The organism is Algoriphagus sp. Y33, assembly GCF_014838715.1.
GTDB lineage: Bacteria > Bacteroidota > Bacteroidia > Cytophagales > Cyclobacteriaceae > Algoriphagus.
In genome coordinates, this window is record NZ_CP061947.1 from 2,139,974 (window position 1) to 2,164,435 (window position 24,462).

Below are 24,462 nucleotides of genomic sequence, written 5' to 3' on the forward strand. Positions count from 1 at the left end.
CTAGCCAGCTTCTGAAGAAAAAGTAAGACACTGACCATCGCGGTGATCGCTTCGAGAATAGACATCCACTTTCATTCACTGGTCATCAACGGCATTGAAGAATATGCCTATAAAACAGGTGCCGTGATGTCCAAGTAAAGCCTTGAGCATTAATAAATCATTAGGCTCAAAAATAATATCTTCTCAAAAAAAATTGGAGCAGCTTGGGGAAAACTTACAACTCAAACTCCCTTTTGTCCATTACTCGACGCTAAAATCCCTCCCAACTTTGCATTATCAACATATAAAAATAAAATGAACCGTTCAGCAAAAGCCATCTGGAATGGTACGATCAAAGAAGGTAGTGGAAGTCTTTCAACTCAAAGTAAAAGTTTGTTTAAAATGCCATATTCTTATGTTTCAAGATTTGAAAAACAAACAGGAACAGATCCGGAAGAATTAATGGCGGCGGCACATGCGGGTTGTTTCACGATGAAGCTAAGTGCAGAACTAACTTCTGCTGGATTTCCTCCTGAAATACTTGTTACGGAATCTGTTGTATCGTTAATCAATGGCACTATTACTTGTTCGGCACTTACACTGGAGGCGAAAGTACCAGGAATTACAGAGATGCGGTTTTTGCAAATTGCAGAACATGCAAAGGCTACTTGCCCGATTAGTATGGCTATTAAAGTAGAAATCACATTAGAAGTTAGACTTCAATAAATTTAATATTGAACCTGATCAAAAAAAGTGTGTCTATCAGGAACGAAATCACAGATATTACAAAACCAAACATGAAGATATGTCTTAGGGATAGGATCGGAAATCCTTTTGAATTAGAATAGCTGTGAACTTCAAAAGATTGGAGGGATAGCCCGCCCAAAGGAAGCCCCAATTTTATTTACCCTTTAATGAAATCATGTATGCTTTTATACCTTCAGGTTTGTCAGGAGTTAACAAGTAGACCATCGTAATAGCTCTATCCAAGTAATTCTCGAGCACATCTCTGCTAATCCCGTCCCCATCAAATTCATAGCTTTTACTACTTGACTGTTGACTAGCGACAGGGCTTGCTCCCAATGCCCACAAAAAAACTAAAATGACTGACAGATAAATACTGCGCTTAATACAATGAACTTTCATTTTATCACCCAATTAAATTTCCCTCATCGTCCCATTGGGCAACTATACCCCGCTGCTCGGGTTTGAGATAAATCGGGAGATATTTTTCCTCAAGTTTTAGACCGTATCTGTCCATCACATCCTGCGGAACCCCGTCCCAGACATTCGGCTGATTACCTACATAGCCGATGTATTTCCAGCCTGCTTCAGTGGAGAAATATCCGGAGCAGGTCAGATTTCGTAGCATATTGAACCAGCTTACCGCTCCCTGGTATGCTGGCTTTGCCTTTTCCGGCCAAGCCACCTCCTCAACAATCTCGATAACCTGATCATTGGAAAGTTCATTGAAGGTTTTGCCGAACTTTTCATTGGCCTCAAAATCCAACCACATCAAACCACCTCTCATAGGAGTCTGATTGCTTGGCTGGTCCTTCATCATAAATTCCATAAAATCCACCACTCCCACTTCTGTGGCAGCAGGAGATTCCTCATCCTTTGGCAGTATAATGTCTACCAGAGTTCCCAGTTTTTTTCTTTCATCTTTCGTAAAAAAGGTCTCTGAAAGCAATTCCTGGTCGCGTTGTCTCTCTTCCTCGGTTCTATAACCTTTAGTTTCCCCACTCAAAACGGCCTTTGGTGGCAATGCCTGCTCTTCAGGAGAGCAGCCAGTCATAAATAAGCCCGTGCCAACAGAACCGGTAAAGAGTAGTTTCAGATTTTCCCGTCTGTTCATCGCCTAGATATTTTTTTGTTTCAACTGATCCACAATGTATTCTGAAGTTCTCCAGCTTAAGGCCAATATGGTCCAGGTAGGGTTTTTGTCTGCCTGTGACACGAAAGGACCGGCATCCACCACAAATAGATTTTTGCAATCATGTGCCTGACAATTGGAGTTCACCACCGATCCTTTTGGACTGTTTCCCATGCGGGTAGTCCCTACCTCATGGATGATCTTTCCCGGATCCAGCAAACCGTAGTTGGTTTCAGGACCTGGCTTGCTACCCAATAACGTAGCGCCTGCCCCGGTTAGGATCTCCTCAAAAGTCTCGTGCATGTGTTTTGCCTGCAGAATTTCCTGATCGGTCCAGTTGTAGTTAAACCGGAGTACAGGGATTCCATACTTATCCACCACATTCGGATCGATTTCACAGTAGTTTTCATACCTGGGAACACTTTCCCCCCGGCCAGACATACCCAAGGTAGTACCGTAAAGTCTACGGATATCTTTTTTCAGCCCTGCACCATATCCTCCATTCTGGCTTGGCTCCCCAAACTCATCTTTGATGTACTGGCGCATGGAGTTCATGCTTCCCCCAGTACCATAGGCAGGCTGTGTCATTCCACCCCAGTATTCAATGTGGTAGCCACGGGCAAAGTCCAATTTCTTATTATCTCCCCACCATGGTGTGTACATGTGCATGCCGCCTACGCCGTCTTCGTTATATCTATCCCTGTCGATGAGATCTGGAAGGATTCCCATCCTGTCTGATCCCGTAGAATCATGAAGGTATCTGCCTAAAGCACCCGAATCACCCCCTATCCCGTTGGGATGGGATTTGGATTTGGAATTCATCATGATCCTCGCTGATTCACACGCGGATGCTCCAAGTACTACTACCCGGGACTTCAGCTTGTACTCCTTCATATCCTTTTTACTAACGAAGGAAACCCCTGTCGCTTTCCCATTGTCATCAGTGGTCACTTTTCTCACCATGGAATGGGTATATAAGTCCACCTGCCCTTTCTTCATTGCCGGGTAAACCAAACAGGTTCCTGCTGAAAAATCCGCGTAAACCTGGCAGGCACGATTACACTGGCTGCAGAAGAAGCAAACCCCGCGCTCGTTGTTGATCGGACGGGTGAGCATGGAGAGTCTGCTTGGGATCATCGGGACATTTGCCTTATCTGCTCCCTTCTTAATAAAGAGTTCGTGTAGTCTGGGCTTTGGAGGTGGAAGGAAAAAACCATCCGGTTCGTTGTAAATGCCTTCTTTGGATCCGAAAACACCGATAAGCTTGTCCACTTTGTCATAATAGGGCTTCAGGTCATCGTAGCCAATCGGCCAGTCGTCGCCTAAACCATCAATACTGGCACGCTTAAAATCATTTGGTCCAAATCGCAAGGATATTCTCCCCCAGTGGTTGGTCCTACCTCCCACCATTCTGGAACGGAACCAGTCAAACCGGGTGCCGTCCTTATGAGTATAGGGCTCTCCATCGATATCCCAGCCACCAATGGCAGCATCAAAGTCTCCAAAAGGCCTGATTCTGGTGCTTGCGCCTCTCCTCGGGGATTCCCAAGGCGGTCTCAGCTGGGTTCTATCTTCATCCTTTGCAGGATCAAAGTCTCCCCCTGCTTCCACAACTGCCACGGATAGACCTGCTTCAGAGAGAATTTTGGAAGCCATCCCCCCGCCGGCCCCGGATCCGACGATGATCACATCATAGCTGTCCCCTGATGATTTTATTTGAAAACTCATATTCTATACTGTTTATCTAAGATTAATTAAAGTATTCGCTTACTTATGGCGCTCTAGCTTTTCAAGGAAAAAGACCTTGCTTAATTCTCCTTGTCACTGAGCTTACCTAAGTTACCAGGCAATAGCCTTTGAAAATCCGTGATCAAGTAATACCATCTTCACATTCAGAAAGGAAATTAACAGGCATAAGGTTAATCATACGGTTAATTCAGGGTTATTAGAGCAAAAAACTCTAATGTGGTTTTTTTTGATAAGGCTATTCGATTTTGACTTTTATGAGTTTTGTACACTCAAAATCATCTACAGCCACTGATAGGCCTGCTTCAGAACGGATTTTGGAATCCATCCCTCCACAGGCCCCCAGATCAGACAACGATTACATCTTTAGCTTTCCTTTTCTGAATCATCTTCCATCTCATCTACTTTGAAACGAATTGGTAGTCATGATCAACTAGAAGAAAACTAGTTATCTGCTAGGCTGGGTGGCTGAAAAAGACCCATCTCCTTTGACCAATTTGCCAGCCTCACCGGTTAGATATAAGTAATGGTCTGTCTGCAATTCCGGATCAATCCCAATGAATTTACCATCAGCATTCATCGGAGTCTTTCCTTCATGCATTACCTTGAAAATTGCCGTCCCTTCATCAATTTCATCAAACATTGCCACATATAAGGATTTTGCTCCAGACATAACCGCACCATTGATCTGCTGCCAGAAGAAGTCCCCCTTAAGTCTTGGGATTGCATTGTATTCTGCCTCCTGATTCATATTTCCCCAGCTGAATCCAGGGAAAACCAACGGGATATACTTCACATCATTTGAGTTACACCATTGTAAGTCGGACAGCAGCGTCTGGGATGAAACCTCTCCATAATTCGTAGAATTATATCTTCCTACAGCCCATGGCATGATCACATCTGACTTCTTGATCAGATCATGGAGTTTGGTGTTGTTTTCTGTGTCATTACCTAAGGATCTCCACCAGTAAGGCACCCCTAACATCACTGACACCCTATTCTGGGTTCCTTTCAACTGATCCACCATAACTATAGCATCTTCTATGGTGTACTTCCTGTTATCATTAAAACCAACTCCCCAAACTGCGACCAATGGCTTTCCGTTTTCTCTTAAGTAGGTAGGATTCTCTTCGTTATCAAATAGCTTGTACTTATTGACTAATTCAAAATAGTCTTTCTCTACAAACTCCCTGACATCCTCGCCTGTAGCTCCACTTAGATCGTACATGATACATACTGCACGGCCGTATTTCTTTGCAGCCGCTAGGGCATTTTTAAGTACCTTATCAAAATGGCGTTTTCCCGCCGGATTGGAATCCTTCACTTCCACAACAAAACGCTGTAGGTACACCCCATCAATTCCGTATTCCTTCATCCATTTGAAGTGTAAATCAGTTGTCTCTGCATCATAAGAACTAAACAAGTGTGCAGTTTCCCCATTTTCAAATTTGAAATCCGTCGGATAAGTCTTGGGATATTCACTCACATCAGCCCACATATCAATGGTGGAACATCCCGGCTGAAATCCACAACCCGATTGGTAATGGTACCAACCTCGGTCAGAATCATCACCTTCAGCAGCAAACCAACCCTGATAACCGGCCATGACCAATCCTTCAGTCGTGGTATACAGTAGTCCTGTCTCATCGTAGTCGATCTCCGTAGTTGGTTTGGTCGGAGGGTCAGGATCAGGAGTTGGATTAGGGTCATTGGAATCTGAGCACCCGAAAGTGCTCAGAAGTAGGATGGATAGCCAATAGGTTAAAAACATAGTTTTATAAATTTTCATAGATTAAAGGGTAATTCGCTTTGCAGGAACGTAATTGTACTTTGATTCAGCGGCGTTGGCAATAGCTCCAATCCTGAAGAAGAAATCATCAGCTTTTCCAAAAATGGCACTGTTAGCTGCCACATCCATTTCAAGGCTAAAGACTTCGTCCGCAGACACGTCCCGATTGATGTCATTTTCAACAGAAAATGACTGTACAGGCTGACCAACCACCGAATTGGGATGGGCAAAGAATCCGATTTTTCGGACATTGCTCGCCCCGGTTTGCTCGATACTAAAAGTGGCTGTTACTTTGCCATTCAGATAAGTGATCTGAGGATTGATAATTCTCAGGTAGGGAGTCACCACAAAATCCATGGTCGTCCCTGAACCAATAGCTAAATCCTGAGCATCAACGGGGTAAAAATTCCCTCTTACAGGCTGAACCGTATAGGTATTTTCAAAAAGGAGCTTGTTTTCAAATGTACCGTCATTTTTAACCACCATGTATTGCAAACCGACCGGGTCATAGCCATGCTCTGCAAGCTGAATAACGGTGCCGTTGATCAGGTCCTGCTCTACCAGCTCACCCGTCTGGGCGTCAATAAACTGACCTGAAAGACTTGCCGTTGGAGCATCATAGTTGTCCAATTCACAGGAGAAAAGCCCAATAGCACATAGACAAAATGTATAGAATGAAGTTTTCATAGTATGCAGTAGATTAATAAGATGGATTTTGAGTCAAACCATTTCCACCGATACCAGGAATAGGTCTGTAGTAGAATTTTGGTTGGAAATTCTGAGCTTCCATAGAAGGCACATTCTCCCTCACAAAAATGTAAACCGGATCTGCTTCCCTAAGATCAAGAATCGGAAAGAGGGAATGCCTCCTTCTGTTGGTGAATTCCTCTTCATATTCTCTTCTTCGGATCAAGTCCCAGTATCGCTTATTTTCAAAGGCCAACTCCACGATTCTTTCACGCATCACATTTTCCTGAGTGAGTGTTACCTCCACGGTATGAGCAGCTCTTTTACGGATATCATTGATAGCTTTTTCAGCAAGTGCAGGATCCCCAAGGCCACTCTCGACCACTGCCTCCGCATAATTAAGTAATACTTCTGCGTAGCGCATATCCATAAAATCCGATGTGCTTTGGTTCCAGCCAGGGACGACTGCTTTGTCTTCATTAAGGAACTTCTTAAAGGAGAATCCAGTCCTCGTATTATTGCCACCATAAGTGTCAAAACCAGAATATTGCGAAACGTTCTCAGCACCATAAGAGTAAAACATTTTACCGTCGACCTCTACTTGGTCTTTGGTTCGGATGACCGGAGCTCCATCTGGTTTGATAAAGCCTGCCTGAATTACAATTTCCCTATCCTTCCAGGTCGAGCCAGGCACAATGACTGTGGCATGTAATCTCGCATCCCTATTTGCAAACAAAACAGCGGGATCGTTGAACTTTATATAGGATACAGATGGGTTAAAACCATTGTAATCTGTAACAATCCCATCTAACCGGGTCTCAAAAGGTGTGATTTCTCCCGGATTGTCATAGGTCTCATATAATTCGACAAAATCCAATGTAGGGTTCATCCTCCCAGGGTGTGGCCATCCATTGGCTAATTGGGCAGGCCCAAACCAGATATCATAGTTATGCCCACGGTCATTGCCCGGAATCGCATAGCCTTTGATAAATATTGCTTCTGTACTAGCCACATTTGGATTTTGGAACATCCCTTGGATATTGCCGGCAGCCTCTTCTGGGTTGGCCGGGTTCGGCTGATACAATCCAAATGCACCACTGTTCATGATTTCCTCAGCAGATTCAATCACTTGCTCATAGTATGCATTGGCATCTGCAGTATTCAATCCCACTAAACCCGCATCAGCAGCGTTTCCTGATAGAGGTGCTTTATCAGAGAATTTAGCAATAGATGCTGCGTGTAAGGAAGCTCTAGAAATCAAGGCAAGTGCAGCCCATTTTGTAGCTCTGCGTTCTCCTCCTGACCACTGCCCAGGAAGGGTGCTGCTTGCCATTTGTAGGTCATTCAACAAGAAATCCCACGTTTCCTTTTCTGTAGACCTAGGTACTTTCAGGGATTCAATATCTCCAGAATAGGCTTGGGCCTCATCCAACAGCGGAACTCCGCCATATCTCTTGACCAGACCGAAGTAAGCATACCCCCTGATAAACAAGGCTTCTCCAAGTATCTGATTTCTGTCTGATTCTGTCACATCAATTTCCGGAATGATCGCTATCAATTGGTTGACATCCCGGATTAGTCTGTAAGCAGGCTCCCACCATGCAATGTCTTCATCCCTAAAGAAATCACCAAATTCAGAGTGGACTGCTTCATCTGTCAACATTGTGACTGCGAACCCGCCGTTATTGGGATCTCCGCCGTTGATATTAAATCCATTACGGAAGTAGGCAAAATCCTCTACAGGGAGCTGTGAATAGAGGTTTGCCATATAAAGTCTCACTCCCTCGGGATCTGAAAAGAGTTGCTCGCCCTGAATCCTGTCAAGGGGTTCTTTATCCAGCACATTGTTGCAGGAAGTATGAATCAACAGGGCAAGAAGTATAAGTATAGAATAATGTATCTTGTTCATGTCTGTATAATTAGAAGTTTGCGCTTATACCAAAGTTGAAACTACGCTGAAGCGGATAGGTAAATCCGGCATTGAACAGGCCTTCCAGCTTTTCAGGATCAAAGGCCTTCACGAAGGGGTCTGTGATAGTAAAGATGTTATGAGCGTTACCGAACACCCTTAAGCTTGATAGGCCAATGGAATTGAGCACGGTGGAATTAACTGTGTAACCGACTTCAGCACTTTTGAATCTTACATAAGAGGCGTCTCTTCTCCACACTTCGCTTTCCGCATAGATCATCCCCATATTTTCGATCAGACGTGAAGCAGGCCAAGTACCCGGAATCCACTCACTATCCGCATTATATGGATCTTCTTTTCTCCAGCGATCAAAGAAATATGCAGGCGTATTCGATCCTTTGAATGCCAAAATCTCAGCATAGACTTCGTTAAATCGCACAGAATACTTAGCAGCACCCTGGAATAGGAAATTGAAATCAAAGCCTTTGTAAGATCCATTTAAGGTCAAACCAAAAAACATTTTTGGGGTACCGTTCCAGAATGTGGGAAGCATGTCATTTCCATCGATGATCCCATCCCCATTCACATCTTCATATTTGAAGTCCCCCGGCAATTCACGGATATTGCCCAAACTTCCGTTCTGAATGGGTGCATTGAGAATCTCTTCCTGATTTGCAAACTGCCCCTGGTACTGGAAACCCCATACTGCATCGTTGTTGCGGTCCAAATTGCCATTTCTCCAGCGATCCATGCTGTTCAGGAATTCGCCTCTTTCAACATAGATATTCTTGGTTCGAGCATAGTTGAAATTACCACTGATTCCGTATCGGAAACCATTGATTTCATTTCGGTAGCCAAGCATAAAATCCAACCCTCTCACCTGATCACTATTCAGGTTTTCCTGTGGAAGATTACCTCCGAAGGTATTGGGCAAGGACTGATTTCTATAAGCCAGCAATCCCTCTCTGTTTCTTTGGTACACGTCAAATTCCATATTGAATCTTCCATCCCAAAGCCCGAGGTTAAAGCCCAAATCAAGAATTTCCGAAGTAAACCAAGTGAGTTGCTCATTCACAATAGATGGAGATCCAGCCCCCACGGTATACGTTCCATCAATGAATTCATATCCTCCACCACCCGTGGTGGTATATCCGCTGACATATTGGAAAGGATTTCCGGCATCTTCCCCTACTAAACCATAAGATCCCCGGATCTTAAGATCTGAAAGCCAGGAAGTAGTTCCACTCATAAACCCTTCATCAGATATTCTCCACCCAAGTGAACCTACCGGGAAAAATCCCCAGCGCGAATCGGGGTGATACCGGTATGATCCGTCTTCGCGGAAAGAAAACTCGACCAGGTATTTATCCTTGAAATCGTAATTGAACCTGCCCACAAATGAAACTCTTGCGGTCTGCTCTTCCAGCCCACCAGCCTGCTGATTATTCAAGCCGGCAAAGTTGATCTGATCGGTCGTGTAGAAATCATAATAACGCAGTGCCGACACCCATCTAGACCAGGTCTGCTGCTGCTCAAACACCAAGACACCACCCAGATTATGATCTTCATTGATTTTGGTATTGTAAGATGCCTGAGCCTGTAAAGTAATCCTATTGAAATCAGAGCTTCTGTTGGAAATATTTGAGTTCCCATCACGCTGCTTCTGCACTACATAACTATCCTCATTGGAATCATAATTGTATAGGTTGTATGCTTTTGACAGGTTCTTGTTCAGATTCGCAGTGAAGTCATAGGCCACTAAGCCTTTGAAAGCCAATCCCTCCAAAAAAGGAGCCTTGTAGTTTAAAGAAACAGAGGATTGAATATTCTTATCCGTAGTTTCATTGTAACCGGTCAGCTTTCTGTTTGCAAGTGCAACGGGGTTTTGACCAGAACCTACACTGGAAGGATACTGAGGATTGCCATTGGCAAATGGTTGCTCGATAGGAAGCGTGGTGCGTGTCCCTTTGAAAATATTAAAGAAATTCTCACCAGGATCTGATCGCTTATCTATTTTACCTGCTATAAATACCTGAGTTTCCAGATTTTTTGAAAGTTTAGCCGTTATGTTTGATCTCAGCGTATAGCGCTTATACTTGATATCGTTGGACTGGAGTAGGCCTTGTTCATTGTAATACCCTCCACTAAGAAAGTAATTCACACTTTCATTCCCTCCACTAGCACTTAAATTCTGCTGGTACTGCCAAGCTTTATCCTTCAAAGTTTCATCATACCAATTAGTAGATTCATATCCTGATACTCCCGTGATATAGTTATTGAGAATCTCTTGGGAATAGAATGGAGCACCTGTGCCTAAAAGGGCAGCGTCATTTCTCATCTGAGCCCATTGAGATGCAGAAGCCATCTCAGGAACTCCCGTAGGGGTCTGAAAACCTACCGTACCATTGTAATTGAATTTTGTAACCCCGGCAGTGCCTTTTTTAGTAGTCACGATTATTACACCGTTTGCTGCACGCACTCCGTAGATTGCTGCAGATGCATCCTTTAAAACCGAGATACTTTCGATATCATCCGGATTCAAACGTTGAAACTCACTTCCTCCATCTCTGGGAATACCGTCGATCACATATAGAGGAGCCCCTCCAAACCCACGGATATTAATTGAGGTATTAAATTCTCCGGGCTGACCAGAATTCTGTCGGATCTGAAGGCCAGGCACCTTTCCCTGGAGTTTTTGGGCCAAGCTTGAGCTAGTGGTAGTCTGAATCTCTTCTGCGCTAATGTTACTAATCGCACTAGTCAGGGATTCTTTCTTTTGGGTACCATATCCGATTACCACTACTTCTTCCAGCCCCGCAATATCTTCTTCAATAGTAACCGTAACTTCGCTTTGATTACCCACCAAAACACTTTGCTGTTTGTAACCAATAAAGCTAAAATCCAGCACGGCCCCTTCTACTGGCACTAAAAGCTGGAATGATCCATCTATATCCGTCACAGTACCAGTGGTAGTGCCTTTAAGGAGAACCGTCACTCCTGGAACAGGATCTTGTTTGGCATCCAGTACTTTACCTGATACTTGCTTTTTCTGAACAGGATCAGTTTGAGCATTTGAAAAGAAGGAGATCAGCAAAACCAATACTACCGCTAGGAAGTATTGGCCGATTACCCTTCTAATAAGAGGTTTGTTTTTTTTCATGTTGTTTAGATTAGGATTGGGAATTGTTAAAGGAAAACCACTCAGAAAAGAGCGATTGATAGGGAATAATCAAGTAAAAATCATGTTTCATTGGCACTGTTTTTTAGTCTTGGATTATAGATAAAGTACAGGGTCCTGTATAGAACCAATAGATAAATCAATCCGATCTGATGGCTGGATAAAGTCCCCTGATTACTTAAAAAAAGCTAGGTGCCTCTTCCTAACAAAAAGTACCTTTAGCAAGGACAGTGGATAAAAAAGCGGGAGAAAATTCTCCAGTGAAATGGCAAAGTGTAGATTTTTCATTTTGGGTTCAGTTAATGTTAGGATCAAAAACTGTCCTAAATGAAGCACAGAGCAATTAATTTGGAATTAATAATCGCTTAAAAGCCAAAAAAAAAACTGAACAAACTCAAAAAAAAATTAAAAGTCTGGCAATAATATCTCTATTTGGAACCGTAGAAATTCCGCTGCCAAAAATTATTAAGCCTAGTTTTTAGTCTGTGGTGTATAGCTATCAGCTAAAAACACTCAAAAATCCAAGGTCAAATAATAGCTCACACTAAAATTCTTTTCTAGGTTTATATTGGTGTAACACTGTAAAGACAATAACCCGAATTTCTCCAAAAGGAGATAGATTAAAAGCATAAATGTACGTGAGCAAAATCAAGTTCCTTTTACTTTTCCTTTTAAGCCAGCTTCTATGGATAGGAGCCAATGCACAGAACGGATTGAATTCAGGGCTGCACTTTAATTCCCATGAGGTAATTCAGGATGAAAGAACTTCTTTAGACTTAACACCGAATGAACTGCTGTCTATCAAAGAAAAACTCATTTTGGATTTTGACATTCGATTCAGACCGGGTGATGGCTACTACGGCTATATTTTTAAAATGCTCGGCAAGGAGTCCGTTCCTATAGACCTGGTTTCCAATTTGGCTTCCGAAAAAGAAAATTTTTGGCTAGTAGTAGGCGACCAATCTGTAGTGTCCTTTTATTGGGAAGATCTTGGAGGAGTTATTTACAACGAGTGGGTAAAAATAAAACTGGTCTATACTCCGGTTTCAGGGGAATTCTCATTAAGCATGAATGGGATTGAGAAAAAAACAACCCTTAAGGACTTCACTAATGTGAAAGATTTTCAGCTTGTTTTTGGAGCGAGTAAAGTCCCTGAAATGCTCAATAGTGATGTGTGTCCGATGACTCTGAAAAACATTAGAATACATGACGCAGATGTCATGTTAAGAAACTGGGAGTTAAAAAAACATGGGGATGGCCTGGTGTACGATGAAGTAAAAGCTTATGAAGCTCAAGTAAAATTTGCAAACTGGGAGATAGACAAGCATATCCATTGGCGTAAAAGCCAAAGGATAGTAATGCCCGGAATCCTGGGTATTACTAGCACTCCGACTTCTGATTCTATCTTTATTGTGGGGTTGGACCAATTGAAGTTATACAATACCACAAGCGGGGAGATATCTACATTTTCCTACCAATTCGGAAAACCCTACCCCTGCCAGGATAATAATCTGGTATATAATCCCCTGACCAAGGAAATATGGTCATACTCTTTTGATACGGTAGTCATCAATAAGCTGGATCTTAAAACATTCAAATGGACAGCAGCCCCTGACACCTGCCCTGAGCCCGATTTATGGCATCATATCCGTCTGTATAATGCTCCAGAGAACGAAATTATGACTTTCGGAGGCTATGGGCATTATACCTATAAGTCAAACTTGATGACATTGAAAGATGGCGCCACCACATGGGATTCTATTAACAAATCCAGTCAAGTTCCGCCCAGATATCTAAGTACTATGGGCTGGATAGATGATCAAAAAGTTTTGTTTTTTGGCGGGTATGGAAGTCCTTCCGGAAATCAAGGAATAAACCCCCGGCATTATTATGATCTTTATTCTCTGGATCTTCAAAGCAAAAACATAGACAAGATCCGTGAACTACAGGATAACATCCCGCCTTTTACTCCCGTAGCAAACGCCATTTTAACGAAAGATAAATCAAGCTTCTATACGCTAATATATAATAACATCAACTACAATACGCATCTGCAGCTCGCTGAGATTGGCATTTCAAAAGAGGAATTCAGAGTGTATGAGGACTCTATTCCATACAATTTTCTTGACACCAAAAGCTGGGCAGGTTTATTTTTAAACACCTCGAAGTCAAGCCTCATTGCAATAACCCAAACGGATAGCTTGGTTGAAATATTCCAACACGCCTTCCCTCCTCTGTTAAAAAGCGGAGCCACTCAAATTGCTAAAAGAGGTACTGGAAAAACTAGGCTACTTTATATTTTTATTGTTGCAGGCCTTTTCATTGCAGGCATTATAGCTTATAGAAAATATAGAAAACAACCTAATCCAATTGATTCTACCGACGATAAACAATTATCCCCTACCACTGAATTGCACGGTGTACCTGCAAATAAAACCGCATCCATAATCCTAATGGGCGGATTACAGATCTATGACAGTTGTGGATCAGACATCACTGGCCAGTTCACACCTACTATCAAACAACTTTTCCTGTTGATCTATCTTTCAAGCATTCTGGACAAAAAAGGCATATCATCAGAATTGCTGACAGAGTTATTATGGAGCGATAAATCGGCCACCAGTGCCAGAAATAACCGAAATGTCAATATTAGTAAGATTCGATTAATCCTTGAAAAAGTATCTCCAAACCTGCACCTGACACATGATAATACTTTTTGGAAAATAGAACATAACCAAACCGTCTATTCAGATGTCTTGGATTCCCTACAATTAATCCAGAAACTAAAATCCAACATAAAACTTACTAAATCCGAAGCAGATCGATTAATAAGAAATTCAGCTGAAGGAAACATCTGTCCAAGTGTACAAGCGGAATGGATGGACCAGTTCAAATCTGAGTTCACCGCTCAGCTTTTAGATGCTTTGATGATTATGATTCATCGCACCCAAGATCATCAGCAGATCGCAATGATTTCAGATTCGATCTTAAAATTAGATCCTTTAAATGATGAGGCTTTGAAGATGAAATGTTTCTCACTTTTCAAACTTGGCAAGAAAGGACAGGCTTTAGCAGCTTACAACCAATTCTGCAAAGACTACTCAAATCTGCTAGGACAACCCTACGAGGTAGAATTCAATGAGTTAGTAGAGAAAGGGAAAATCTGAGCTTATATGACAATTTGGCAAGAGTGATAGGTGCAAGCATTAAAAAAACATTAAGGTTACAATACTCAAATATAACATCAAGTACCTCACTAAGAGGTTATTTTAGTAAAACAATAACAGTTACAATGGGTAAGATAGTGAATCAATTTTTCTTAGAATAAAACATATCCATACCTTCCTTTTTTCAATAAAAAATACTGATTGAAATTTCAAAAATCAAATAATGAAGCCGCTTAACGTATTTACTCAACACTTGATCGTGGTTACGAAGAAGAAGACATTAACTTCTGAAAAAACCAATATCATTTTTAGTATGAGTGACGACCATGCTTATCAGGCAATAAGCACCCATAGTGGAATTATGGCAGAACTGGCTCCTACCTCTATTGATCGGATAGCAGAAGCGGGAATACTTTAACAACTGCTTTGTAACCAACTTTATTTGTGGACCTTCAAGATCAACTATCCTTACAGGAAAATATAGCCACCAAAAAGGGGTTATTGGCAATACTATTGGCTCCAATTTCGATTTTGCCCTGCTATCTTATACAAAAATCCTCCAATAGGCAGGACACAAAACAGCTACTACCGGCAAACTTCATCTTGGGGGCATACCTACTGGCTTTGATTATTCTGTGTTACATTACCTAAAGAACCATATAAAACGATTGTAGATTTTACAATGAAAGTACTATACATTCATCTCTGGAATTTTTTTCCGATGAGATTGTGAAAACTAAGAAAGTTGAAATCTGTATAGGTTACGGAACTCTTACAAATATCAAAATTAAAGCATCACAAATTGTGATGTAAAAAGTGGGCATCACGACAACTATGGTAATTAGAATTCAGTCTATTTTTAATGTAAGCCCAGATATATGCTTGAGAATACAAAGTGAATGCGAAACGGCTCTGGCCTAAAAGAAATTTAACCGAAGCAACCAGAAAGGATCTAACCTAAAATGATGGCGCACAAAAAAAGAGGGCATTTAGCTGTTTCCGGAGAGTGGGCTAAACATCTGGGAAACAAAAGAGAAACCTATTCTGGAAGGCTGAAAGGAATGCAGGTAAAGAAATTGTCCGAACTGAGCTAATTAAAGGTGAGGAAAGCGGGCTATCTCCCAAATCCATGGCTGAGATTTTAGAAGAAGCCAAAAGACGCGCTCAAAAAGCCCAATGACCTTTTCACTCGCCCGTGAGCCCGTGAAACGGAAGAAGACCTAATCATATTTATTTATATGGATTAGCAATTTTGTTGAATTATAAGCAGAAAAGTACTTTTCCTCATTGGTAAACAGAGATTTCCTTAGTGAAAAATTAAAAGGAGCACACAGGAGAAATTAGAGAGATTATCAAAATATCAATCAATAATTGTCAATAATTGATTTAACGAGCCTTAGATCGGTAGTGATAAGCAGCCTAAGATCGAAATTTAATCACGAAGCCTTTTTAAAACTCTTTCTAAAGCCGACGTAAAAAGTTATTTCCACAATTTTTACTGCCCTTTGATAGGCCGAAAAATTCCTGAATAATTTTCTAAAGAACTAAAAATCAACTATTTTTAAAGAAAGATAATTTCTGATTTTTAAAAATTAAGTAATGAGAGCACTTCGATTTTCTATTTCACTGGTTTTCCTTTTGGCTTTCTTTGGTTGTGAGGACAAATCAGAGCCTCCAAAAATGGATGTGGAACGTTATGTCAAACTATTGAAAGCTGGAGATTACGACGATTGGGAACTTCCAGATTTCAACTCCAATGACATTCCTAAACTTTTATCGTATAGAAATGAAACTGAAATAATTTCTGATTATCCAATAAATGGAATTTCATCAGCCTGGTTCCCCGAATGTTCTTTGGGCATGTATATTTTATGGACAGTTGAATCCATTAGGGCAAGGTCAATTGGAAGTGAGTTCCTGATTGGCACATTCCCTTCCCAAAATCCATTTGTGAAAAATCGGGTTGATCTTGAATATTTAGAACAGACCGCCCAGCTTCAGCAAGAAGTTGCTGATTCATACTTTGAATGGTGGGAAAGTAATAAGAATAAGGATTTTAAAGAATTTGATAAAATAGATCCTTTAGCCGGTACAGAATATCGCTGGCATTGATACTTTATCCAAAAGAGCATATAAAAACAAATTGAATTTATTTTTATCCGTAAAAGGATGCAAATACAATCTTTTACTTGCATTTATATACAAATAAATCAAATAGCAAACTTTGGGAAAACCAGACGAAAGCAACCACGCTTAACTTAACCCAAGAAAATTTGCGGACAAAGCCCGTGTAGCACTTATTTTATAGTCAGAAAGATCGAGCAAGGGAAAGAAAAACTAAATTTATCAAAGGTGAACCAGGTATTGAGCAGGTTTGGCCATGTATTGATACCTGTCCCTGAGATAATTTTGGTTTGGTAATGGAAGTAGTTATAGCAAATTTTTCGGCAGCCCCTCGGTACCAACGAGATTTATATTAATTGGAAATTTCTCATTAAAGCGTAGTACCTATTTTTCATACATAAAACCTAATATACTATTGTAGGAGTTGCAATACGACTTATTCAATATTCCTTCTTACTAATTGACCCTTATTCTTATCCGGAGAGGTTGGACAACTTGTCACTTTGACCTATTTTTACAAAAGACCTAAACCCATTAACCTATGAAAAAAACTTTTCTACTTACCCTACTCCTATGCCTTGGATTGACTGTCTCCCAGGCACAACAAGGAACCAAGGAGCGAGTCAAAGTACATAGCAGCGCACTAGAAGGCAACCTGATTGGTGATCCTGCAGACCGAGATGTGACAGTCTATCTCCCGCCTTCTTATCAAACCGAGCCTGACAGAAACTTCCCTGTGCTCTACATGCTTCATGGATTTACCGATACGGATTCCCAGTGGTTTGGATGGGAAGATCACTGGATCAACCTTCAGGATGTAATCGAGCAGTCTCTCTCCACCGGAAGTTCCAAAGAGATGATTGTGGTGATGCCCAATGCTTACAATAAGTTCAAAGGGAGCATGTATGCAAGTTCAGCCACCATAGGCGACTGGGAAACCTTTGTCACCAAAGAGCTAGTGAGTTACATAGATTCTAAGTACCGGACACTAGCCAATAAGGACAGTAGAGGTCTTGCCGGACATTCTATGGGCGGCTATGGCACACTTCGTCTAGGTATGAAAAATCCTGATGTTTATTCTGCCATCTACGCCTTAAGCCCATGCTGTATGGACGGCGGAGCATCGACCAATCCTGAGATGATCTCAAAGTTGGAAAAAATCACTCCTGATCAGCTGCAGGATGCATCATTTTCTGAGATAGCGGCCCTCGCTACTTCGGCTGCCTTTGCACCAAATCCCCAAAATCCTCCCTTCTATCTGGACCTACCCCCAAAGGACGGGGCGCCCAGACAGGAAATTATCAATAAGATCATCGCAAGCCGGACACTCACTACTATTGATCAATATATCCCCAACCTGAAAAGGCTAAAAGCCATAGGAATAGATGCCGGCACAGCCGATAGAGGTATCAGCGCGGCCACCAAAAAGCTGCACGAGGTATTGGATGCTTACCGGATTGAGCACCTTTATGAAAGCTACGAAGGAGACCACCTCAACCGGATCGCGGAACGCATTGAAAGAGCAAAGCCTTGCCTTTCTTTTCAGAACACCTTGTTTTTCAGAAAAGCACTGTAAGCGAAATCATCGAAAATGGAGGTACGGGTCAGTATCCTGCATTGATGACTTCGGAGACCAGCCTGCCCACGCATACAATCTTTAGGCCCCAGAACATCGAGGCTTTTGGCGGAGTACACAAGCTTCCTATTATTGCTTGGGGCAATGGTGCCTGCTACGATTCCCCTTGGGAGCATGTCAACTTCCTGAATGAAATAGCTTCCCATGGTTTTCTTGTCGTCGCAATCGGTACGATGCCCAAACAGACCGATATTCGTTCCAAGTCGCAAAAACTACTGGATGCAATAGATTGGGCCATTGCACAAAATAATGATCCCAACAGCCCCTATTATCAAAAGATCGACACCGACCACATTGCAGTGAGCGGTATGTCTTGCGGAGGCCTGCAGACTATTGAAGTCGCCGATGATCCCAGAATCACCACAGTTGGCATATTCAACAGTGGCGTATTGGGGAATCCCGGAGGTGGAATGGCTGGCATGCCAAAAGTCAGCAAGGAACAATTGCAAAGAATCAAAGTTCCTACCCTCTATTTGCTGGGCGGAGAATCAGACATCGCTTATGGAAATGGAATGGATGATTTTAGCCGTATCAATCATATTCCTGTATTTGTGGGCAATCTGGATGTGGGACATGGGGGCACCTATGGACAGCCACATGGCGGAGAGTTTGCCCGGGTAGCTCTGAACTGGTATCAATGGCAACTTAAAGGAGATGTGGAAGCAGGAAAGCTTTTCACAGGCAATTCTCCGACATTGGCGAAATCTGCAGGCTGGGTAATAGAAAAGAAAAACATGGATTAAGCTAAAGGGATTCATGGGCATTTCTTCTCTTTTTACAGTCGAATGATCTACTGCATAATAAAGAGGAAATCTCAATCATTAGCAATGATGCACTTGCCAGCTTAACGCTTTTCATAGCATCCAGCAAGCCGGAAAACCTGTCCCGACGCATGACGGGAAAATGGATACGGTGAAGAAATTGGTGATTGGTGTTTTGAATAGGAATCGTAATTGATTGGAAAAGTCAAGTAAAAAAGAATTCTAAAACCCAAGACTATGGCACACAAGGAAAAAGGACAGATAACTGTTTCTGATTATTTTTATAGTGATTTTAGTTTAAAAATTTATTGGACTTATTATCTTTGGTTTTATAAAACCGAATAATTATGGTAACCATTGCATGCGAGTGCCAATGATTACCGAAACTTCACGGTCAACAGTAAGTTAATTTGTCTATACATTGATATCGGCGACTCAAATACCAAGATAATGACCGCTGGAGTGAAGGACTAAACTAAGATTCCTTCCGGCACCGATTTTTCTTCGAAAATATGATTCCCGGCATGCAGTAACGTGTTGCTAAATGGAAATAAGGATCATGCGTCCCTTGCCACATCCTGGCATTAATTTGCTTTCCGGGTATAATTACTTGGAGTCTATCCACTATATATCGTCTATACGGTAATGCCCTGTAGATATTTTCTTTCGCTTCTGTTGTTTATCAGCTCGTGGCAGATGGCCATGGGGCAGAATTCGACTATTGGTACGGAATTTTGGGTCGGATTCATGGAGAATCTTGATATGGAAGATGGTCGTTACAGTGACGTTGTCCTAATCATAACAGCTAATGAAAAGACTTCAGGGGTGATAGAATACCTCGGTCGCTCATCGTCGTTTGATTTGAATACAGGCCAACAGTATGAATTCCGGGTGAATTCAGGTAATCTTAACCTGGTCCACAGAACTTCAGGGAAGGTGGAAAACAAAGGTATTTTTATCAAAGCAACCGGAAAAATTGCGGTCCATGCTTTCAACGAAATGTTCAGAACTACTGATGGTACAGTGGTTTTGCCTGTTGGGGGTTTGGGAAAAGATTATTACATCACCTCGCATCAGGAAGTCAGTCCATTTCCCAGTACCTTACTGGTGGTGGCCTCAGAGGACAATACCAAAATAGAAATCACCACTTCCGTGAATTCGGTCAGCGGCAACAGGGCCGGGGTGCCGTCTATTATTGTACTTAACCGTGGGCAGAGTTACCAGATCAAAGCAGATAAAGATTTGACAGGTTCCAGGGTACGGATAGTAGATGATAATGAGAACGACTGTAAAAAAATTGCTGTATTTGGAGGAAGCATGTGTACTTGGGTGGGAGATTGTGAGGCATGTGACAATCTTTTCCAGCAAGCCTATCCGGTCAGCTCCTGGGGAAAACACTTCGTACATATCGCATTGCAAGAGAGGACTTCAGGAGAGTTGGTTAAAGTACTGGCTTCGGAGGACGACACTGAAGTCAGTCTTAATGGAATACCTCAAGGGACCATTCAGAAGGGGCAATTTCTGACAATCAATTTCCGTGCGGACGAATCGGGAAAAATTGAAACATCCAAGCCCTCATCTGTCACCGTGTTTTCGAGAGGTGTAGGATGTAACGATAGTAATATTCCGGGACTTTCTGACATCGGGGATCCTTTTATGATCACCTACAGTCCGATTGAGCAATTTCTAAAAGACCTGGTTTTCAATTCCTTCCAAATGGCTAACATTAGCAACCATTATGTCAACATTGTAGTGGAAGCCGGTACACAGCACAAGACGGCTCTGGATGGCGACAACATCGGAGGATTTTTTGAACCATTGCCTGGCGATACCGATTTTCAGATTGCCAGGATCAGGATATCAGGAGGTGTGCACCATTTGACCAACCCGGATGGCTTTGCCGCATATGTTTATGGTTTTGGATTCCGGGAGTCTTATGGCTATGCTGCCGGGGCAGCATTGGGTAATCTGGACATCGATATCCAATCAGAATACGAATTTGAAGTAAATGGCGACAAAGTGGCCTGTCTTGATCAGGAAGGGGCATGGAGTATCAGTACCGGCACTTCCGATTTTACGTATTTTGTATGGGACTTTGGAGACGGTAGTCCCTCCCAAACAGGTCAACATGCCTCTCATACTTTTACCAAGCCTGGCAAGTATATGATCAGTGTCACCGCATCCACCGGTTCCTGTGAAGACGGGAATGAGGCCACATTTGAAGTGGAAGTAATGAATCCAGAAGCCGAATTGGTCGGGCAGACAACTGTATGTCCCTTTACCGAAGAAGTAATGTACCGGTTGGTGGACAAGCAGGATATCACCGACACTAAATTTGAAGCTATTGGAGGGGAAATCCTGGAAAGCTACTTAGACTCTGTCTTGGTCAGGTGGGGTCCAACCAATCCCGACTCAAAGCTCATCATGACACCCTATACTGAAAATGGCTGCCCGGGCCGCCCAGTTGAATTGGAAGTGAAGATTGACTCCGATCTTCAGGCACTAAGACCAATTGGTCCGGAAGAAGTGTGTTTTGACCCTGGACTGGCCCACACTTACAGCGTTGAAGCCCACGTACAGGGAAGAGCGTATGAATGGACGGTTACCGGGGGTAAACTTGTTTCAGGACAGGGAAGCCATGAAATCCAAGTAATTTGGGATCAACCCGGAATACAAGCCACAATTAGCTACACCGTTTATGGCACAGAAAATCCTTCTTGTGTGGGTATATCTACTGAAATCAACATCAACGTGGCTGAGCCATTGGCCAATGTGCAGGTTACAAACGTAGCCTGCGCCAGCGAATCCTCTGGGACAATCGAACTTAAACTACTTGGAGACCACAGTCCTTATACCTATGAATGGCAGCATGATCCCAACTTAGATGGCCCAATCGCAGAAAATTTATCAGCAGGATTTTACTCGGTCACGATCAGGAACCAAAAAGGGTGCAGCCAGGTCATCAAAGCCATTGAGGTGAGCGAAACCGTTCCCATAATCAGGATGCCAACCGGCTTCGACCCCAGGCAAGCTCCGGGGATTTATGAAGGCGTATCCCATTGCGAGGTCAGTTTTGAACTATGGATATATGACCGTTGGGGAGCACTGGTTTATTACGGGGATACTGGCTGGGACGGCAGTATAAACGGGAAAGAGGCTCCCATTGGATCTTATGTCTATATGGTCAAATATTATTACACTCTGGATAAAAAAACACAGCGCGAGGAGAAAAAAGGCACTTTTGTACTTATTCGCTAAAGTTGCCAAAATGCACGATTTTTCTATAAGGGTAAACTTGCCAAATAGAATACACCTGCCTGCCGCAGGCGGGGTTGATACTGATAATGGGCACAGGCATATTTTCTTTAGCAATCTGGATATAAGTAGGTGAACTGAAATTGCAAAAGAAAGAGATGGAAGCTTCGAAAGTGTAATAGCAAAAATCAGTAAAAGCTTCGTTGAGAGCACTTCTATACTAGTCTGGAAGAAAAGCAGCAACCCTACTCTACTTGATTGTGAAGAATCATGGTTTCGTAGATGGTAACAAACGAATTGCTGCAGCTTGTTTTCATCTGATTATAATTTGTTTTTCAGCGGTCAGATGGAATGCCCTGTGTAATCATCCTCTTGTGTGAGAAGCTTTTCTCATGGGCATTTCTTCTCTTTTTGCAGTCGAATGATCTATTGAATAACAGTGAAAGAATAAAGATCATTAGCAATGATGCTCTAGCCAGCTTAAGGCTTTTCATTGCATCAAATAAACCAGAGAGCCTGTCCCGACGAAAGACGGGAAAATGGACACGGTAAAGAAATTGGTGATTAGTGTGTTGAATAGGAACCGCACTTAATGGCAAAATTCTAAAATCAGATTCATAAGAATTTTTTAGAAAATCAATTCTACCCATTTTTCATGAAAAGAACCTAATTTTTAAATCTGAGAAGTGTAGTTGAATTTGAGTAATGAAAACTGTATAGTTCTGAAAGTAAATTTTTAGACCTGATCATCTTATAAAAATTAAATTTAAAATTAGAATAAGCCTAAAAAATCAAATCACATGGTTTTTTTGTACCGAATTTGTACCGAAATAACGTTAACATACTGACTAACAAATAGCTGTACTTTCTGCATCGGAAAATAGAACCCTATAAACAACTATAAGTGAATATAAATAAAACCCTCTAATTAAGATAGTTATAGGACTTATCGTTTTTAAGTAGTTTGTTAGAAAGCATAATTAGGCATGGTATTTTCGTGATTTTTTAAGGGTCTTTAAGAGGACCGGAAAATTCCAGAATAACTTTCTAAAGAACTAAAAATCAACTACTTTTAAAGTAAGACTACTGTGAATTTTTAATTAATAAGTAATGAAAGCTATACGACTTCCTATTTCAATCTTTTTACTATTGATTTTCCTTGGTTGTGAGGACAAATCAGAGCCTCCAAAAATGGACGTGGAACGTTACGTCAACCTATTGAAAGCAGGAGATTACGACCATTGGGAACTTCCGGATTTCAACTCAAAAGACATCCCTAAACTTTTATCGTATCGAAATGAAACTGAAATAATTTCTGATTATCCAATAAATGCTCTTTCATCAGCTTGGTTCCCCGAATGTTCTTTGGGCATGTATATTTTATGGACAGTTGAATCCATTAGGGCAAGGTCAATAGGGAGCGAATTGCTGACCAGGACATTTCCGTCCTTAAATCCATTTGTGAAAAATCGGGTTGATCTTGAATATTTAGAACAGACCGCCCAGCTTCAGCAAGAAGTTGCTGATTCATACTTTGAGTGGTGGGAAAGTAATAAGAATAAGGACTTTACGGAATTTGATGAAATAGATCCTCTAGCTGATACAGAATATCGCTGGCATTGATTTTCCCAATCGCACAAATAGCTAACTATAGAAAGTGTTTTAGAAATTATGTCGCCGTTGGCGACATTAACTTCCCTTTTTGTTATTAAAAACATTATACTTTTCTTAGGCATCTATAATTCCAGTATGTAATTCTTATAGTTCACCTAAAAGCAAGCTACTTTAATTTTTGTGGAATTAGCTTCTCTTTCATTAACCAGCTGAATACTGCCCTCCTACTTGGAAGCAAAGACACTATCAAAAGATACATTTACGTTTTCTATTAGCTCTCGGAAAGAACATGTCAAAATCAAACCCCTGTTACAACTTTCCAGTGGTTTAGCCCCCAGTCTTTAAGCGAATATATTATAGGGGTTAACGTATCTGCGTAAGGCTCTAACGTATAAGAAATCTTAACCGGGTACTCATCCAAGACGGTACGCTTGATTAATTTATGCTGCTCCAGGTCTTTCAGTTCCTTGGCCAATACTTTGGGAGTAATCCCCGGAATACTTTCCTGTATGTCGGTAAATCGCTCGTTACCAACTCCCAAAGAAATAATAATGGGCAATTTCCATTTACCACTGATTACATCAAGGGCATCCCTTACCGGCTTCACCGTGTTCAGGCAATCACAATGCATTTTCTTTTGTGCCATACTTGCAAATTCAACAATCTCACTTTCCTTTGGGAAAGCACTATACAAAGGAAAGTATAAATCGGTAACTTTGCAACTCTATTTTTATTCAGATA

18 protein-coding genes are annotated in these 24,462 nt (G+C 41.8%); 10 read left to right on the forward strand and 8 right to left on the reverse strand.

The annotated features are described in order from the left end of the window. The first annotated feature begins 294 nt into the window (after nt 1-294). Nucleotides 295-705, forward strand: a complete 411-nt coding sequence (locus ID165_RS08695; protein WP_192349962.1) for an OsmC family peroxiredoxin — start codon at nt 295-297, stop codon at nt 703-705. Nucleotides 706-879: 174 nt separating this feature from the next. Here ID165_RS08695 and ID165_RS08700 read toward each other — a convergent pair whose 3' ends face one another. From ID165_RS08700 to ID165_RS08730, 7 genes are all read right to left on the reverse strand, one after another. After that, entirely contained in the window at nt 880-1,125 is a 246-nt protein-coding gene (locus ID165_RS08700; protein ID WP_192351810.1) for a hypothetical protein, read from the reverse strand. A 4-nt stretch (nt 1,126-1,129) separates the two neighbouring features. Continuing rightward, nucleotides 1,130-1,837 (reverse strand): gluconate 2-dehydrogenase subunit 3 family protein, encoded by a 708-nt coding sequence (locus ID165_RS08705; RefSeq protein WP_192349963.1) that lies wholly within the window; start codon nt 1,835-1,837, stop codon nt 1,130-1,132. 3 nt (nt 1,838-1,840) lie between these two features. Then, complete coding sequence (locus tag ID165_RS08710) at nt 1,841-3,583, reverse strand: GMC family oxidoreductase (RefSeq protein WP_192349964.1); 1,743 nt, start codon at nt 3,581-3,583, stop codon at nt 1,841-1,843. A gap of 466 nt (nt 3,584-4,049) precedes the next feature. Further along, nucleotides 4,050-5,390, reverse strand: coding sequence for a glycoside hydrolase family 71/99-like protein (locus ID165_RS08715; protein ID WP_192349965.1), 1,341 nt, complete (start codon nt 5,388-5,390; stop codon nt 4,050-4,052). A 3-nt stretch (nt 5,391-5,393) separates the two neighbouring features. Continuing rightward, nucleotides 5,394-6,077, reverse strand: a complete 684-nt coding sequence (locus ID165_RS08720) for a DUF3823 domain-containing protein (protein ID WP_192349966.1) — start codon at nt 6,075-6,077, stop codon at nt 5,394-5,396. Nucleotides 6,078-6,090: 13 nt separating this feature from the next. After that, the gene (locus tag ID165_RS08725; protein ID WP_192349967.1) at nt 6,091-7,986 is read right to left on the reverse strand and encodes a RagB/SusD family nutrient uptake outer membrane protein; all 1,896 of its coding nucleotides are present in this window, start codon (nt 7,984-7,986) and stop codon (nt 6,091-6,093) included. Between the two features lie 10 nt (nt 7,987-7,996). Beyond that, the gene (locus ID165_RS08730) at nt 7,997-11,146 is read right to left on the reverse strand and encodes a TonB-dependent receptor (RefSeq protein WP_192349968.1); all 3,150 of its coding nucleotides are present in this window, start codon (nt 11,144-11,146) and stop codon (nt 7,997-7,999) included. Nucleotides 11,147-11,802: 656 nt separating this feature from the next. Between ID165_RS08730 and ID165_RS08735 the strand changes: the two genes are divergently transcribed. The 9 genes from ID165_RS08735 to ID165_RS08770 all read left to right on the forward strand — a co-directional run bounded on the left by ID165_RS08735 (nt 11,803) and on the right by ID165_RS08770 (nt 23,730). Further along, the gene (locus ID165_RS08735; RefSeq protein ID WP_192349969.1) at nt 11,803-14,331 is read left to right on the forward strand and encodes a hypothetical protein; all 2,529 of its coding nucleotides are present in this window, start codon (nt 11,803-11,805) and stop codon (nt 14,329-14,331) included. A gap of 223 nt (nt 14,332-14,554) precedes the next feature. Next, nucleotides 14,555-14,749: a hypothetical protein gene (locus ID165_RS08740; protein WP_192349970.1), complete on the forward strand. Its 195-nt coding sequence runs from the start codon at nt 14,555-14,557 to the stop codon at nt 14,747-14,749. Nucleotides 14,750-15,296: 547 nt separating this feature from the next. Further along, on the forward strand, nt 15,297-15,425 hold the full coding sequence (locus ID165_RS26910; RefSeq protein ID WP_255505173.1) for a hypothetical protein: 129 nt from the start codon (nt 15,297-15,299) through the stop codon (nt 15,423-15,425). A gap of 505 nt (nt 15,426-15,930) precedes the next feature. Continuing rightward, entirely contained in the window at nt 15,931-16,443 is a 513-nt protein-coding gene (locus ID165_RS08750; protein WP_192349971.1) for a DUF4943 family protein, read from the forward strand. Between the two features lie 553 nt (nt 16,444-16,996). Further along, nucleotides 16,997-18,031 carry an alpha/beta hydrolase family protein gene (locus ID165_RS26680; RefSeq protein WP_225587043.1) on the forward strand — a complete coding sequence of 345 codons (1,035 nt, stop codon included), beginning with the start codon at nt 16,997-16,999 and terminating at the stop codon, nt 18,029-18,031. Then, the gene (locus tag ID165_RS26685; protein ID WP_225587044.1) at nt 17,986-18,834 is read left to right on the forward strand and encodes an alpha/beta hydrolase; all 849 of its coding nucleotides are present in this window, start codon (nt 17,986-17,988) and stop codon (nt 18,832-18,834) included. Before ID165_RS26680 ends, ID165_RS26685 begins: the two co-directional genes overlap by 46 nt. Nucleotides 18,835-19,554: 720 nt before the next feature. Next, nucleotides 19,555-22,110 (forward strand): PKD domain-containing protein, encoded by a 2,556-nt coding sequence (locus tag ID165_RS08760; RefSeq protein WP_192349972.1) that lies wholly within the window; start codon nt 19,555-19,557, stop codon nt 22,108-22,110. A gap of 257 nt (nt 22,111-22,367) precedes the next feature. After that, the gene (locus ID165_RS26690; protein WP_255505228.1) at nt 22,368-22,487 is read left to right on the forward strand and encodes a Fic family protein; all 120 of its coding nucleotides are present in this window, start codon (nt 22,368-22,370) and stop codon (nt 22,485-22,487) included. 730 nt (nt 22,488-23,217) lie between these two features. Further along, the gene (locus tag ID165_RS08770) at nt 23,218-23,730 is read left to right on the forward strand and encodes a DUF4943 family protein (protein WP_192349973.1); all 513 of its coding nucleotides are present in this window, start codon (nt 23,218-23,220) and stop codon (nt 23,728-23,730) included. 289 nt (nt 23,731-24,019) lie between these two features. Here the strand turns inward: ID165_RS08770 and ID165_RS08775 are convergent, their stop codons facing one another. Continuing rightward, nucleotides 24,020-24,367, reverse strand: a complete 348-nt coding sequence (locus ID165_RS08775; protein WP_192349974.1) for a helix-turn-helix domain-containing protein — start codon at nt 24,365-24,367, stop codon at nt 24,020-24,022. Nucleotides 24,368-24,462: the final 95 nt, after the last annotated feature.

What these genes read in the sequence shown, in the direction of transcription:
- ID165_RS08695 (WP_192349962.1), top strand. Translation starts at nt 295, where the DNA reads ATGAACCGTTCAGCAAAAGCCATCTGGAATGGTACGATCAAAGAAGGT.
- ID165_RS08700 (WP_192351810.1), bottom strand. Translation starts at nt 1,125, where the DNA reads ATGAAAGTTCATTGTATTAAGCGCAGTATTTATCTGTCAGTCATTTTA.
- ID165_RS08705 (WP_192349963.1), bottom strand. Translation starts at nt 1,837, where the DNA reads ATGAACAGACGGGAAAATCTGAAACTACTCTTTACCGGTTCTGTTGGC.
- ID165_RS08710 (WP_192349964.1), bottom strand. Translation starts at nt 3,583, where the DNA reads ATGAGTTTTCAAATAAAATCATCAGGGGACAGCTATGATGTGATCATC.
- ID165_RS08715 (WP_192349965.1), bottom strand. Translation starts at nt 5,390, where the DNA reads ATGAAAATTTATAAAACTATGTTTTTAACCTATTGGCTATCCATCCTA.
- ID165_RS08720 (WP_192349966.1), bottom strand. Translation starts at nt 6,077, where the DNA reads ATGAAAACTTCATTCTATACATTTTGTCTATGTGCTATTGGGCTTTTC.
- ID165_RS08725 (WP_192349967.1), bottom strand. Translation starts at nt 7,986, where the DNA reads ATGAACAAGATACATTATTCTATACTTATACTTCTTGCCCTGTTGATT.
- ID165_RS08730 (WP_192349968.1), bottom strand. Translation starts at nt 11,146, where the DNA reads ATGAAAAAAAACAAACCTCTTATTAGAAGGGTAATCGGCCAATACTTC.
- ID165_RS08740 (WP_192349970.1), top strand. Translation starts at nt 14,555, where the DNA reads ATGAAGCCGCTTAACGTATTTACTCAACACTTGATCGTGGTTACGAAG.
- ID165_RS26910 (WP_255505173.1), top strand. Translation starts at nt 15,297, where the DNA reads ATGGCGCACAAAAAAAGAGGGCATTTAGCTGTTTCCGGAGAGTGGGCT.
- ID165_RS08750 (WP_192349971.1), top strand. Translation starts at nt 15,931, where the DNA reads ATGAGAGCACTTCGATTTTCTATTTCACTGGTTTTCCTTTTGGCTTTC.
- ID165_RS26680 (WP_225587043.1), top strand. Translation starts at nt 16,997, where the DNA reads ATGAAAAAAACTTTTCTACTTACCCTACTCCTATGCCTTGGATTGACT.
- ID165_RS08760 (WP_192349972.1), top strand. Translation starts at nt 19,555, where the DNA reads ATGGGGCAGAATTCGACTATTGGTACGGAATTTTGGGTCGGATTCATG.
- ID165_RS08770 (WP_192349973.1), top strand. Translation starts at nt 23,218, where the DNA reads ATGAAAGCTATACGACTTCCTATTTCAATCTTTTTACTATTGATTTTC.
- ID165_RS08775 (WP_192349974.1), bottom strand. Translation starts at nt 24,367, where the DNA reads ATGGCACAAAAGAAAATGCATTGTGATTGCCTGAACACGGTGAAGCCG.